The organism is Actinomadura sp. NPDC023710, from assembly GCF_040639875.1.
Taxonomy (GTDB): domain Bacteria; phylum Actinomycetota; class Actinomycetes; order Streptosporangiales; family Streptosporangiaceae; genus Spirillospora; species Spirillospora citrea.
This window is the reverse complement of sequence record NZ_JBFAGB010000004.1, coordinates 97,010-109,866: the sequence shown is the minus strand read 5'-3', so window position 1 is coordinate 109,866 and position 12,857 is coordinate 97,010. Positions and strand designations below refer to the sequence as shown.

14 protein-coding genes are annotated in these 12,857 nt (G+C 73.4%); 9 read left to right on the top strand and 5 right to left on the bottom strand.

Annotated elements, in window-relative coordinates; translation table 11 throughout:
* Positions 1 to 9: 9 nt before the first annotated feature.
* The 6 genes from AB0H37_RS06200 (at position 10) to AB0H37_RS06175 (ending at position 6,144) form a co-directional block, all read left to right on the top strand.
* Complete coding sequence (locus AB0H37_RS06200) at positions 10 to 561, top strand: hypothetical protein (protein ID WP_360611729.1); 552 nt, start codon at positions 10 to 12, stop codon at positions 559 to 561.
* Between the two features lies 1 nt (position 562).
* A complete protein-coding gene (locus AB0H37_RS06195; protein ID WP_360611728.1) occupies positions 563 to 1,123 on the top strand; it encodes a hypothetical protein in 561 nt (186 codons plus the stop codon).
* A gap of 527 nt (positions 1,124 to 1,650) precedes the next feature.
* The gene (locus tag AB0H37_RS06190; RefSeq protein WP_360611727.1) at positions 1,651 to 2,871 is read left to right on the top strand and encodes a helix-turn-helix domain-containing protein; all 1,221 of its coding nucleotides are present in this window, start codon (positions 1,651 to 1,653) and stop codon (positions 2,869 to 2,871) included.
* A gap of 123 nt (positions 2,872 to 2,994) precedes the next feature.
* On the top strand, positions 2,995 to 4,692 hold the full coding sequence (locus AB0H37_RS06185; RefSeq protein WP_360611726.1) for a GMC family oxidoreductase: 1,698 nt from the start codon (positions 2,995 to 2,997) through the stop codon (positions 4,690 to 4,692).
* A 37-nt stretch (positions 4,693 to 4,729) separates the two neighbouring features.
* On the top strand, positions 4,730 to 5,092 hold the full coding sequence (locus AB0H37_RS06180; RefSeq protein WP_360611725.1) for a PadR family transcriptional regulator: 363 nt from the start codon (positions 4,730 to 4,732) through the stop codon (positions 5,090 to 5,092).
* A complete protein-coding gene (locus tag AB0H37_RS06175; protein WP_360611724.1) occupies positions 5,089 to 6,144 on the top strand; it encodes a hypothetical protein in 1,056 nt (351 codons plus the stop codon). Before AB0H37_RS06180 ends, AB0H37_RS06175 begins: the two co-directional genes overlap by 4 nt.
* Before the next feature lie 20 nt (positions 6,145 to 6,164).
* Here the strand turns inward: AB0H37_RS06175 and AB0H37_RS06170 are convergent, their stop codons facing one another.
* Genes AB0H37_RS06170 through AB0H37_RS06155 form a run of 4 tightly spaced genes read right to left on the bottom strand, consistent with a single transcriptional unit; the run spans position 6,165 to position 9,749 of the window.
* Entirely contained in the window at positions 6,165 to 7,382 is a 1,218-nt protein-coding gene (locus tag AB0H37_RS06170; protein WP_360611723.1) for a hypothetical protein, read from the bottom strand.
* 59 nt (positions 7,383 to 7,441) lie between these two features.
* Entirely contained in the window at positions 7,442 to 8,062 is a 621-nt protein-coding gene (locus tag AB0H37_RS06165) for a response regulator transcription factor (RefSeq protein ID WP_329096450.1), read from the bottom strand.
* Positions 8,059 to 9,279, bottom strand: a complete 1,221-nt coding sequence (locus AB0H37_RS06160; RefSeq protein WP_329096448.1) for a sensor histidine kinase — start codon at positions 9,277 to 9,279, stop codon at positions 8,059 to 8,061. The genes AB0H37_RS06165 and AB0H37_RS06160 overlap by 4 nt, the downstream gene beginning before the upstream one ends.
* A gap of 47 nt (positions 9,280 to 9,326) precedes the next feature.
* Positions 9,327 to 9,749: a hypothetical protein gene (locus AB0H37_RS06155; protein WP_360611722.1), complete on the bottom strand. Its 423-nt coding sequence runs from the start codon at positions 9,747 to 9,749 to the stop codon at positions 9,327 to 9,329.
* A 180-nt stretch (positions 9,750 to 9,929) separates the two neighbouring features.
* Between AB0H37_RS06155 and AB0H37_RS06150 the strand changes: the two genes are divergently transcribed.
* Together AB0H37_RS06150 and AB0H37_RS06145 are read left to right on the top strand one after the other, a co-directional pair.
* The gene (locus AB0H37_RS06150; protein WP_329096444.1) at positions 9,930 to 10,670 is read left to right on the top strand and encodes an SMI1/KNR4 family protein; all 741 of its coding nucleotides are present in this window, start codon (positions 9,930 to 9,932) and stop codon (positions 10,668 to 10,670) included.
* Positions 10,671 to 10,817: 147 nt separating this feature from the next.
* Positions 10,818 to 11,180: a VOC family protein gene (locus tag AB0H37_RS06145; protein ID WP_360611721.1), complete on the top strand. Its 363-nt coding sequence runs from the start codon at positions 10,818 to 10,820 to the stop codon at positions 11,178 to 11,180.
* A gap of 190 nt (positions 11,181 to 11,370) precedes the next feature.
* On the opposite strand, the gene AB0H37_RS06140 is transcribed toward AB0H37_RS06145, so the two are convergent.
* Positions 11,371 to 11,703, bottom strand: coding sequence for a helix-turn-helix domain-containing protein (locus AB0H37_RS06140; protein ID WP_229810204.1), 333 nt, complete (start codon positions 11,701 to 11,703; stop codon positions 11,371 to 11,373).
* Positions 11,704 to 11,793: 90 nt separating this feature from the next.
* On the opposite strand from AB0H37_RS06140, the gene AB0H37_RS06135 reads away from it, so the two are divergent.
* Positions 11,794 to 12,792, top strand: coding sequence for a zinc-dependent alcohol dehydrogenase family protein (locus AB0H37_RS06135; RefSeq protein ID WP_360611720.1), 999 nt, complete (start codon positions 11,794 to 11,796; stop codon positions 12,790 to 12,792).
* Positions 12,793 to 12,857: the final 65 nt, after the last annotated feature.

Here is a 12,857-nt window from a genome sequence, read left to right as displayed (position 1 = left end):
GGGGCTCGCATGGCAGACGCAACCCTGCACCGTACGGACGGCACCCTGCACAGCCCGGACGACACCCCGCAACGGACGGCGGCCGCCCTGCTCGTCCTCGCCGCGCTGTTCGCCGCCTGGGCCGGCTGGTCCTGGTATGCGGCCGCGCACGACGACGCCCGGGCCTACTCCCGCGCGCGCGACGACGTCCTGGAGGCGGGGCAGCAGGGCGTCCAGAACCTCAACACCCTCGACTACCGCTCCCTCGGGCCCGGCCTGAAGACCTGGCAGGACTCCACCACCGGCGACCTGCACCGCCAGATCACGCAGGGCCGGCCGGCCTTCGAGGAGCAGGTCGCCAAGGCCCGGACGATCACCAGCGCCCGCATCCTGGACGCCGCCGTCGCCGAACTGGACGAGCGCTCCGGCAAGGCCCGGATGCTGGTGGCCGTCGAGATCACCGTCACCCCTCCGGACGGCGACCCGGCCACCAGGCAGAGCCGCCTGGTCGGCGAGCTGACCAGGACGTCCGGCGGCTGGAAGCTCAGCACGCTGGGCCAGGCATCGGCGGAAGGCGCGTGACATGGCGGAGCTTGGTGACAGGGCTGTGCAGACCACCGCGTGGTGGCGTGCCCGCGCGTCCTCGCCCATCGTGCTCGGCCTCGCCGCCGTCCTGCTCGCCGCGCTCGGCGTGTGGGCGCTCCGGCAGGCGGACGGCCTGCGGGACGACCCGTCCACCCGCAACACCGCCCTCACCGACGGAGCCGCCACCAGCGAGGTCAAGGGCGCCGTCGCCGACATGATCGGCAAGGTCTTCTCCTACGACTACACCGATCCGTCCCGCACGTCGGAGGCCGTTCGCGCCTTCCTCACCGGCGATGCCGTCCGCCGGCACGAGGCGGTCTTCGGGAAGGTCCGCGAGGACGCCCCGAAGGCGCGGACCGTGCTCAGCACCCGCGTCACCGACAGCGCCGTCACCACCCTGACCGGGGACCGCGCGGCCGTGCTCGTCTTCGCCGACCAGCAGACCACCCGCACCGGCGACGGCGAGAGCACCCACGCCCCCGCCATGCTCACCATCACCGCCGTCCGTCGCGACGGCCAATGGAAAATCACCGCCCTCGACACCTTCACCCCCGGCTGACCTCGTATTGGCCGGACGGGCGGGCCCGGTCGCACGAGGGAGGCGATCGTTTCGCTTGACAATCGGTCCGGGAGCGGAGACGGTACGTCGTGCGGTCGATAGTCGATCGCGGCAATTTCGCGCAAAACCAGGAGATGACCGATATGACCAAGGGTAAGCCGGCCGACCAGGTCGCCGCGGACATGGGCAAGATCGCCGGTACGGCGATCACCACCACGGCGCGGCTCGTCATCAAGGTGTTCACCCCCAAGAAGAAGAAGTAATCCGACCGAGGCCGGTCCCGCACACTGGACAGGCCCTGGGCGGTTAATTTGTCCGGCTCTCACCCTGTGGGTGGGAGCCGGTTCGCTTTGTCGCCACGCGGGCCGTGGAGGCCGATGGCTTGCCGCTGAGCTGGGGATTTGTTAGATGACTCCAGGTAAGGCCGCGGAACAGGTTATTTCGGCGACAACTCTTTTCCCGGGCGGTCCGCGAGGCTGGGGAGGCGCTCCGCGGGTCGGCGGGCGTTCGTCAGGGGGGATCGGCGCATGGTGCGAACCGGGTTGGACGTCCGCGCGTTCGAGGCGGTGCCCGCGTGGGTGGCGCGGCGGCTTCGGCCGCACGTGGACCGGGCCGCCGACGGGCTGCTGGCCGAACTGCGCCGGGCCGACCCGCAGATCGGCGAGGAGGAGGCCGGGCGCGCCCGCGCCGGGATCGCCGCCGGGATACGGCACTTCTGTGACCTCGTCGAGGACCCGGACGCGGGCTGGGAGCGGGTCGCCGCGTTCTATCTTCGGGTCGGGCGGCACCTGGCGCGCGACGGCCGCGACCCCGTGGAGACGCACCAGGCGCTGCGCCGGTCCGCGCTCGTCGCGTGGCGGACGCTCGGCGCCGTCCCCGGCGGCCTCGACCTCGACCGCGCCGCGCTCAGCCTCGTCGTGGACGCCCAGTTCTGCTACATGGACGCGGTCGCGAAGGTGATCGCCGCCGGGTACTCCGCCGAGGTCGCCGAGCGCAGGGACCGCCGAGAGGAGCCGACCCGGCGGCGGCGCGGGGCGAAACTGCTGCACCTGCTGCTCGCCGAACCGCCCGCCGCCCCGGCGCGGGTCGCGGCCCTCGCGGCGGACGCGCGCTGGCCGCTGCCCGTGACCGTCGCCGTCGCGACCGCCCGGCGACGGCGATCGGGCCCGGCGCCGGCACCGCCCGCGCTGCCGGACGGCCTGCTGGCCGACCTCGCCGCGGCGGAGCCGTGCCTGATCGTCCCCGACCCGGACGGGAGGGGACGGGGCCTGCTGCCCGCCGCGCCGCTGCGCGACTGGACGGTGGCCCTCGGCCCGGCCGTACCCGTCGCGCGCGCCGCCGACTCGCTGCGCTGGGCGCGCGAGACCCTCGCCCTCGCGACCCGCGGCGTCATCCCGGACGGCGGGCTGATCCGCAGCGCCGAGCACGTCCCCGTGCTCGTGGTGTCACGGGCGGGGGAGCTGATCGACGACGCGGCCGCCGTCCGGCTCGCGCCGCTGCTGGCCGTCCCGCCGCCCCGCCGGGAAAGGCTCGCCGAAACGCTGCTGGCCCTGCTGGAGCACAATTTCAACGCCGCCGACGCGAGCCGCCGGCTGCGGGTCCACCCGCAGACGGTCCGCTACCGCCTGCGCGCTTTGAGGGACCTTTTCGGGGACGAACTGCGCGACCCGCGGCGGTGCCGGGAAATGGAGCTGATCCTGCACGCGCGAATGGTCAACGGCGACCGCGGTCAGGCGCCCGCCCGCTGAACCGCGCTTTGTCACTCCGATGACAAACACGGGTCCGTAATCGCTGCGTTGCGTGCATGGCGCGCGACGCTGCGAAGGGGCCACACTCGGCCCCTTCGTTCCCCCCGACGAAGGTGGTGTGCGGTGTCCGATGACTGTGACTTCGACGTGATCGTGGTGGGCTCGGGGTTCGGCGGCAGCGTGTCGGCCCTGCGCCTGGCGGAGAAGGGCTACCGGGTCGCGGTGATCGAGGCCGGGCGCCGCTTCGACGAGGGCACGCTGCCCAAGACGTCCTGGCGGCTGCGCAAGTACGTGTGGGCGCCGCGCCTCGGGATGCGCGGGATCCAGCGCGTCCACCTGGTGGGCGGGAAGGCCGGCGTCCTCGTCCTGGCCGGGGCGGGCGTCGGCGGCGGCTCCCTCGTCTACGCCAACACCCTCTACGTCCCGCCGGAGCCGTTCTTCAAGGACCGCCAGTGGGGCCACATCACCGACTGGCAGGACGAGCTGGCGCCGTTCTACGACCAGGCCCGCCGCATGCTCGGCGTCACCGTGAACCCGCTCGTCACGCCCGCCGACGAGGCGATGAAGCGGGTCGCCGACCGGATGGGCGTCGGCGACACCTACCATCCGACGCCGGTCGGCGTGTTCTTCGGCGAGAAGCCGGGCGAGGACACCGCCGACCCCTACTTCGGCGGCGCGGGCCCCCGCCGCACCACCTGCACCGGCTGCGGCTCCTGCATGATCGGCTGCAGGGTCGGCGCGAAGAACATGCTCACCAAGAACTACCTGTACCTGGCGGAGAAGGCGGGCGTTCGCGTCATCCCCGACACCACCGTCACGGCCCTGGCGGCCCGGGAGCCCGGCGGGTACGAGGTGACCGTCGAGCACACCGGCCCGCTCCGCAGGCGCCGCAGGACGCTGACCGCCGAGCACGTCGTCCTCGCCGCCGGGACCTACGGGACGCAGCGCCTCCTGCACCGCATGCGCGCCGCCGGCCGCCTCCCGCACCTGTCGCCGCGCCTCGGCGAGCTCACCCGCACCAACTCCGAGGCGCTCCTCGGCGTCGAGCGCATGACCGTCTGGCACCGCGAGAAGGACGTCGACCACAGCACGGGCCTCGCCATCACCTCGTCCTTCCACCCCGACGACAAGACCCACATCGAACCCACCCGCTACGGCGCGGGCAACAACGCCATGGGCGTCATCAGGACTCTGCTGGTCGACGGCGGCGGCGCACCGCGCTGGCTGAAGTTCCTCGGCCAGGCCGCCCGGCATCCGACGATCATCCTGCGCGGCCTGTCCCTCAGGGACTGGGCCAGGCGGACCGTCATCGCCCTCGTCATGCAGACCGCCGACAACTCCATCACCGTCGGCGAGAAGCGCGGCCGCCTCGGCCGCCGCAGGCTCGTCGCGCGCCAGGGCGCCGGGGAGCCCAACCCCACCTGGATCCCCGTCGCGCACCAGGCCGTCCGGATGCTCGCCGAGGAACTCGACGCCACCCCCGGCGGGACGTGGTTCGACCTCTTCAACATCCCGACGACCGCGCACTTCATCGGCGGCTGCGTCATCGGCGAGACGCCCGACACCGGTGTCGTCGACCCCTTCCACCGCGTCCACGGCCACCCCGGCCTGCACATCGTGGACGGCTCGGCGGTCACCGCGAACCTCGGCGTCAACCCGTCCCTCACCATCACGGCCCAGGCCGAGCGCGCCATGGCCTTCTGGCCGAACCGCGGCCAGAAGGACCCCCGTCCCGAACCCGGCCGCCCCTACGAGCGCATCGACCGCGTCCTGCCCGACCGTCCCGCCGTCCCGCCCACGGCCCCCGGAGCGCTGAGGTGACCTTGCCATAGTCAGATGATCGATATATAACGATGGCATGCCCAAGACGATGCAGGAGCCGACGTTCCTGATCCTCACCGCGCTCGCGGACGGCCCGCAGCACGGCTACGGGATCATGGCCGACGTCGAGCAGATCTCCGCCGGGCGCGCCCGGCTGCGCGCAGGCACGCTCTACGCGGCGCTGGACCGGCTGCAGGACGAGGGGCTCATCGCGCCCGACCGCGAGGAGGTCGTGGACGGCCGGCTGCGCCGCTACTACCGGCTCACCGAGGACGGCGCCGCCGCGCTGGCCGCCGAGGTCGAGGCGCTCCAGCACCGGACGAAGGTCGCCGCCCGCCGCCTGGCCGCCTTCCCGCGCCCGCGCGGTGGTGCGGCCCCGGCCTTCGGGGGGCTTCGGTGAGCGCGCTCGAACTCCGCTACCGCCGCCTCCTGGCCTGCTACCCGGCCGCTCACCGCGCCGAGCACGGGGAGGAGATGCTGGACGTGCTGCTGTCCGCGGCCCGGCCGGGGCAGACCCGGCCGTCGCTCGCCGACGCGGCCGACCTGCTCCTCGGTGCCGCCCGCATCCGCCTGCGCCGCGCCGCCGGCGACGCCACCGGGTCGCCGTGGCCGGGTGCGCTCGCCGTGGCCGGGTTCGTCTCGATGCTCATGCTGCTGGCCGACGGGGCGCGGTTCGCTCTCAACGTCCCGCAGACGGGGATGCTGGCCGGCAGGCGGATCGACGACGGCGCCACCCTGTGGGGCATGCTCCCCGTCTACTTCGGCACCGCGCCGTTCTGGCTGGCGTGGACGGTCATCGCGGTCCTGGCTTGGCGCGGAGCCCGCCGCCACGCCGCCACCGCCGCCTGCACGGTGACCGCCGCGCAGGTCGTCCTCGCGATCTGGGCGGCGAACTTCGAGGAGGCCCCGTACGCGTTCGTGGCGTCCTCCGTGGCGGGTACCCCGCTGCCGCTCGCGCTGCTGGCCACCGCGTCGCTGGTCGCGTCGCCCGGCCCCCGCCACGGCGCCCGCCTGCTCGGTCGCGCCCGCGTCGCCGGGGCCGCGGTCACGGCGGGTCTCCTGGTCGCGCTCTCGTCGCAGCCGCTGTTCACCCTCCTCCTCCAGGGCGACCTCGACATACCGAATCTGATGAAGGACCCTGACCGGGCTTACGGCTTCGCGCAGATGTGGGGCCGCCTTCAGTTGGCGGCCGTTCTGGGCATCGCCGTGCTCGCCTGCGCCGCCCTGTCGAGGTCCGCCCAGGGCCGCCGGACCTGCGCGCTCCTGGCCATGGTGGGTCTGCCGCTCCTCATCCGCGTCGGTGTGTTCCATATCGGGGCGTACGGCGACATGCCAGTGCTCACCCACCTTCTGGTGGAGTGCCTGGCAGGTTTCGCCGTGACGATGCTCTGCGTCCGCCTTGTGGAACTCCCGCTCAAGAACAGGGCCCCCGGCCGTCCCGGCAAAGCCTGACGGCCTCCGACGCGCGGGGGCTACTCCTCGGCTTCGGCTTCTTCGGGCTCGGGCGGCGGGTCCTCTATCGCGCGGCGGGTCGCCTGGTGCACGCGGACCGCCAGGATCGCGCGGGCGAACCGTCCGGCCAGCTCACCGTCCATCAGCTCCGGGACCTGGTCGACGCCGACCAGGCCGCCGGGCTGGGCGGTGACCGCGCCCACGTCGCCGACCCGCACGCCGCGGCCGTCGTCGAGATCGTCCACGGACGGGAGGTCCAGCGCAGCGCGCAAGGTGTCCTGCAACGCCCGCACGGTCGCGGCGTCGCGGTCGATGCGGATCTCGGCGGCGTCCGCGCGCTCCTCGGCCCGGTCGGCCCGCGCCCGCTCGCCGTCGATCCGGGCGTCGGCCGTGTCGGCGAGCTGCTCGGCGCGCTCGGCACGCGCGGCCAGATCCGCGGCCCGCGCCGTCGCGGCGTCGCGTTCCACGCTCAGCCCCGCGACCTCGCCCTGCACGACGCTCAGCTCCGCGCGCAGCCGCCGCTCGCTCTCGGCCGCGGCCTCCAGCTTGGCGCGCGCCTCCGACAGCTCGGCCCGCACGTCCGACAGCTCGACCCGTGCGTCCGCCAGGTCGCTCTTGGCCGTGGCCAGCGCGATCTGGTCGTTGCTCAGCCGCGCGGCGAGGTCGTCGCGTTCGCGCTCGGCCTCGATGCGCGCCTGGTGCTCGGTGCTCCACGCCGCCTCGGCGCGCTTGCGGAGCCCCTCGGCGCTGGCGGCCTCGTTGGCGGACGTGGCGCGGGCCTGCTGGTGGGCGCCGGCCTCCTTCCACGCGTTGGCCTCGCTCTCCTGCGCCGCCGTGACGCTGGCCTTGGCGGCGGCGAGCCCCTTGACCAGGTCCTCCTGCGCCTCGACGGCCTCCTGGCGGGCGGCCTCGGCGCGGGCCTCGGCCTCGCTCGCCAGGATGTCGGCCTGGGCGGCCTCCCGCCGCGCGTCCCGCGCCTCGGCGAACGCCTTCTCCGCGCCGGCCAGCACGTCGCGGACCTCGCCGTCCAGCCGCACGCCCAGCACGCCCGCGCTCTCGACGAGCTGCGCGACCAGCCCGGCCAGCCGCTCCACGTCCTGCCCGAACGCGCCCACCGGCGCCGGAACGCTGCTCATGGCGCGCTCCACGGGCTCGTCCGCGGCCGCCGGCGCGCCGCCCGGCAACCGGATCGGCGCGGTCAGCACACCGTCGTCCGGGACCTCTTGATCTTCGCGCACGCGAGCATCCTAGTGAACCACCCTGTTTCGCACCTCCCCCGCGAACAGGTAGTTATCGGTCAGCCGAGGAGGCCGCGCTCGTAGGCCGCCGCGACCGCCGACGCGCGGTCCCGTACGCCGAGCTTGCGGTAGATGTGCAGCAGATGGGTCTTCACGGTGGTCTCGCTGACCAGCAGGCGGCGGGCCGCGGCCTGGTTGGTGGCGCCGTCCGCGACCAGGCGCAGCACCTCGATCTCCCGCGGGCTCAGCGTGTCCTGGCCGCGGCCGCCCGCCAGGCCCATGACCGTGGCGGTCACCGACGGGGCGAGAACCGCCCGGCCCTCGTGCGCGGCGCGCACCGCCCGGACCAGCTCCTCGCGCGGCGCGTCCTTGAGCAGGTACCCGGTCGCCCCGGCCCGGATCGCGGGCAGGACGTCGCGGTCGGTGTCGTAGGTGGTGAGGACGAGGACGCGGGCCGGGTTCCCCAGCTCGCGCAGCCGCGTGATCGCCTCCACGCCGCCCATCACGGGCATCCGCAGGTCCATGAGGATGACGTCGGCCCCGACCCGTCCCGCCAGCCGGACCGCCTCGGCCCCGTCCCCGGCCTCGCCGACCACCTCGACGTCCGCGTCGCCGGTGAACACGGCCCGCAGCCCGTCCCGCATGATCGGGTGGTCGTCGACGATCAGCAGCCGGATCATCGGAGCGGCACCGCGGCGTTGAGGACGGTCCCCGAGCCCGGCGCGGACTCGACCGTCAGCGTGCCGGACACGCGGGCGAGCCGCCGCCGCATCCCGAGCAGGCCGTACCCCTGGGTCCGTTGAGCGGGGTCGAATCCCGTCCCGTCGTCGGCGACGTCCAGCAGCAGCGTGCCGTCGAGGTAGGTGAGCGTGAGCCGCACCCTCGTGGCACGGGCGTGCTTGGCGACGTTCGACAGCGCCTCCTGCGCGGCCCGGAACACGGCGGCCTCGGCGTCGGCGTCCGCCCGGACCGGCGTCCCGGACGTGTCGACCTCGGCGGCGATCCCCGTCCGCTCCGACCATTCGAGGGCCAGCTCCGCGATCGCCTGCGGCAGCGGGGCGCCCTCGAGCTGCTCGGGGCGCAGCGCCCGCACCGACCGCCGCGCCTCGGTGAGGCTGGACCGCGCCAGTGCCCGCGCCTGGACGAGGTGCCGGGACCACTCGTCCGGCCGGTCCCGGGTGTGCTCGGCCGCCTCCAGCTGGGAGATGATGCCGGTCAGGCCCTGCGCGAGGGTGTCGTGGATCTCGCCGGCGAGCCGCTGCCGCTCCTCCACCATCCCCGCCTCCCGGGCCTGGTCGACCAGCCGGACGTGCAGGTCGGCGTTCTCGGCCATGGACGCCTCCAGCCGGCGCTTGGCCTCCGCCAGCTCGTCGATCATCCGTCCCCGCTCCCGGTTCTGCTCCACCGCCCGGTTGGTGATGCCGGCGGAGTTGAGCACCAGCGCCAGCAGGATCGCGGCGATCAGCAGGTAGGTGAGGATCCGTCCCGCCCCGGCCACCGGGTACCCGCCCGCCAGGGCGGCCGACACGATCAGCGAGGTGACCGCGAAGCCGGCGTTCCGCCAGCGCCGTCCCAGCCCGTAGGCGAACAGGAAACCCGTGTAAGCGTAGATCCCGTACGCGCCGGCGACCCAGACCAGCACCCCGGCGAGGGCGGAATGCGCCGCGAACACCGGCAGCCGCCACCGCGTGGACGGGTTCCCGCGCAGCCGCGCGCCGGCGACGCCCCACAGGACGGCCGCCGCCCCTACGAGCGGCAGCTCCACGCGGAGCCCCGCCCTCTCGTCCCCGGGCACGGCCAGCGAGACCGCGGCGGACATCAGCAGGAGCGGCAGGGGCAGCAGCAGCCGCATCCGGTCCAGCCGCCTCTGCCACGGGTCGTCGGCGAACACGCTCACCCTCCGATGGTGTCACCTGAGCAGCGGTGTCACCCGAACGGCCGGTGTCACCCGAACAGCGCACGGGTTCGCCCGCCGTTCACGAGCACGACCACGCCGAACAGCAGCAGACCGCAGACCCCCTGCTCGACCCTCAGCCAGACGGGGAACGCGCCCGGCAGCGACACGATCACCACGATGGCGACCAGCATGACGGCCGACGCGATCCGCAGCCGCAGGTAGTCCCGCCGCCCGCCGCGGGCGGCCCGCACGGTGAACCGGAGCGTCAGAAGCGAGCTCAGGACGACGATGACCGCCCGCGCCCACACCGCGTCCCCCGGATCGTCGCCGCGCCCGCTCAGCACGCCGATGCCCACCACGGTGAGCACGCTCAGGGCGACGTAGCAGCCGACCAGGAACCTGACCTTCCGGAACACCTGACCGTCGTCCTCGATGCCCGCCTCTGTGGACGCGCCCTTGGTACGCAGCATGTCTCCTCCATCCGACGCAGCCGATGCCCACGTCGAGCATCCGGCGCCGGACGTCCCCGCCGCATCGACCGCCCGGCCGTCACCGGGCGCCCGATGAGCCGACCGCCATCCACCGATCGGTGGATTGCGGTCGCTGCCGGTGCTTGAATTCGGTCACACGAATGGGGAAGTGGGTGTCCGATGGTGGACGAGGTCATCGCCCGGCTGGAGGCGCTCGCCGCGGGCTCAGGCGGCCAGGTCGAGCTCGCGCCGCCGCTGAGCGGCCAGGAGATCTCCTCGTGGGCGACGAGCGTGCCCGACGACTTTCGCGCGCTCCTCGAACGGACCTCCGGTTTCACGGTCGGAGGCCATCCGCACGTCTTCGACTTCAACCTTCCCGACAACCATGTGCCGGTGGTCAACGAGTACTGGCCGCTGCAGGACGAGTCCGCGAGCTGGATCCTGCACAGCGACGGCTCCGCGACGACCTACTACGTGGACGTCGATCCCGAAAGCGGCGCATGGGGCCGCGTCTTCAGCTTCTGGGAAGAGCCGTACGCCCGCTTGGTCGCCCCGGACTTCCTGACCTGGATCGACAACCTGGTCACGGGAGTGCGCCTCACCCTGGAGGCGGCGCAGCCGGGAACCGACCTGCGCCGCGCGTTCTCCGAATGGCTGTACGGCGCCGACGACTCCCTCTCCCGCCATCCCTTGGACGTCGTCGAGCCCTTGCCCGTCGCCACGGCCCGGACGTCCGGCGACCCGCGGCTGGCGGAGGTCGCCGCCGGCCTCCCCGACGACGCCTTCCTGGCAGACCTGCGGACCGCCGCCTATCCCACCGAGGTCCCGTTCGCCCGCGTCGTCCCCATAGGAGAGGTCGTCACCTACACCCGCTTCCACAACGGAGGCTTCCTGGCCGCGGCCCTCGTCCCCGATCTGTGACTCGTCCCCGCCGGACGTGCGGCCGGACGGTCCGAGCACAAGGATCTTCAAGCCCGGGACCGCCGGTGTCGGCAGGCTGGCCGCACACGGGGCGCTGAGAAGGCGCCCGGTCGTTCGTTCCCGTCATGTTCGTCAGCAGGGGGTCCCATGTCCGTCCTCAACGCTCTCGGCGCGGTCATCATCGACTGCGCCGATCACACCGCGCTGGCCGAGTTCTACCGGAAGGCCACCGGCTGGGAGATCAGTTACGGCGACGACGACGTCGTCTACCTCGGCCACGGGTCCGCGCCGCAGCTGGCGCTCCAGCGGATCGAGGGCTACCGGCCCCCCGCGTGGCCCGGTCCCGCCAAGCACGCGCACCTGGACTTCGCCGTCACGGACGTCGAGGTCGCGGTGAAGGAACTGCTCGCTCTCGGCGCGAGCCGCCCGGACACCCAGCCCGGCGAGGGCGAGTGGACGGTGCTCCTCGACCCGGCGGGCCACCCGTTCTGCATCGCCGCCGGCGACTGACCGGGCTGGGCCGGGTGAGGCTGTCGCGCGGGTGCGGCGAGGGCCCGCTCCACGCGCCGCATGACCTCGTCACTGCCCGGTGCCCAGCACTCGTTCGACCTCTTCCGCTCGCTCCGCTTCGAGGCGGTCGTCAACGCCGTCGAAGCCTTCACCACCCAAGCTCGCCGGGCGGTGGCCCCCCGCGAGGGTGCTAGGCGGGCTGAGGGGACGTGCGGTCGGCGGTGACGATGGCGTCGACCAGCCCCGGGAAGACCTCGTCGATCTCGTCGCGCCGGAGGGCGTTCATCCGCGAGGTGCCGACGTAGTACTGCCGGATGAGCCCGGCCTCGCGCAGGATCCGGAAGTGGTGCGTGGCCGTGGAGTTGCTCACCGGCAGGTCGAAGGCCCCGCAACGGATGTCGGCGGAGGCTTCGCAGAGCTTCGTGACGATGCTCCGGCGCACCGGGTCGACAAGGGCTTCGAGGATCTGCTGCAGCGGGATCGTCCCGACGTCGGGGTGTGACGGGATGCGGTCGGCCTCCATGGAACACATAGTACGACACCCATCAAAGTTTGACAGCGATCGTACTTAGGGGTTCAGTAGACCGACCTGCTACGAGGAAGGGCCTGCGCAATGGCCAAGACGGTGATGTTCCACGAGCTCGGCGGTCCCGAGGTGATGAGGCTTGAGGACGTGGAGGTCGGCGAACCCGGCCCGGGCGAGCTGCGGATCCGCGTGGAGGCGATCGGGCTCAACCGGGCCGAGGTGCTGTTCCGGACCGGCCGCTACATCGAGCCGGTGAAGGCGTTCCCGGCCAGGCTGGGCACCGAGGCTGCGGGGGTGGTGGAGGCGGTCGGCGTGGGCGCCGGCTGGTTTCGGCCCGGGCAGCCGGTCAGCACCGTGCCGGGGTTCTCGCAGAACGAGTACGGGGTCTACGCCGAGCGGGCGATCGTGCCCGCCTCGGCCGTCCTGCCCCGTCCCGAGGGCCTCGGCGCGGTCGAGGGCGCGGCGGTGTGGATGCCGTACCTGACGGCCTATGGCGCGCTGGTCGAGGTCGGCGGCATGCGGCCCGGCGACACGGTCGTGCTGAACGCGGCGTCCAGCAGCGTGGGGCTGGCCGCCATCCATGTCGCCGACCGGATCGGGGCGACCCCGATCGCCCTGACCCGGACCGCCGCCAAGAAGGACGCGCTGCTCAGGGAGGGCGCGGCCGAAGTGATCGTCACCGGTTCGGACGACGTGGCCGGACGGGTGCTCGCGGCGACCACCGGCCGGGGCGCCGAGTTCGTCTTCGACGCCGTCGCGGGCCCCGGCGTGACGGACCTGGCCCGGCTGGTCGCACCCGACGGGACGCTCCTGGTGTACGGGGCGCTGAGCGGCGAACCGACCCCCTATCCGGGCATCGACCTCGGCATGCCGGCGCTGAACATGCGCACGTACACGATGCTGGAGACGACGAGGGACCCCGAACGCCTCCGCCGCGCCGCCGCCTTCGTGACCTCCGGCCTGCGCTCAGGCGCGTTCCGCCCCGTCATCGACCGCACCTTCTCCCTGGCCGACATCGCCGACGCCCACCGCCACCTGGAGTCGAACACCCAGATCGGCAAGATCGTCGTGACCGTCCCCCGCTGACGCCGAGCGGAGCCCGCGCCGGCGCCCCGGTGGAGAGCGTGGAACCGGGGGAGCGCTCACCCGCG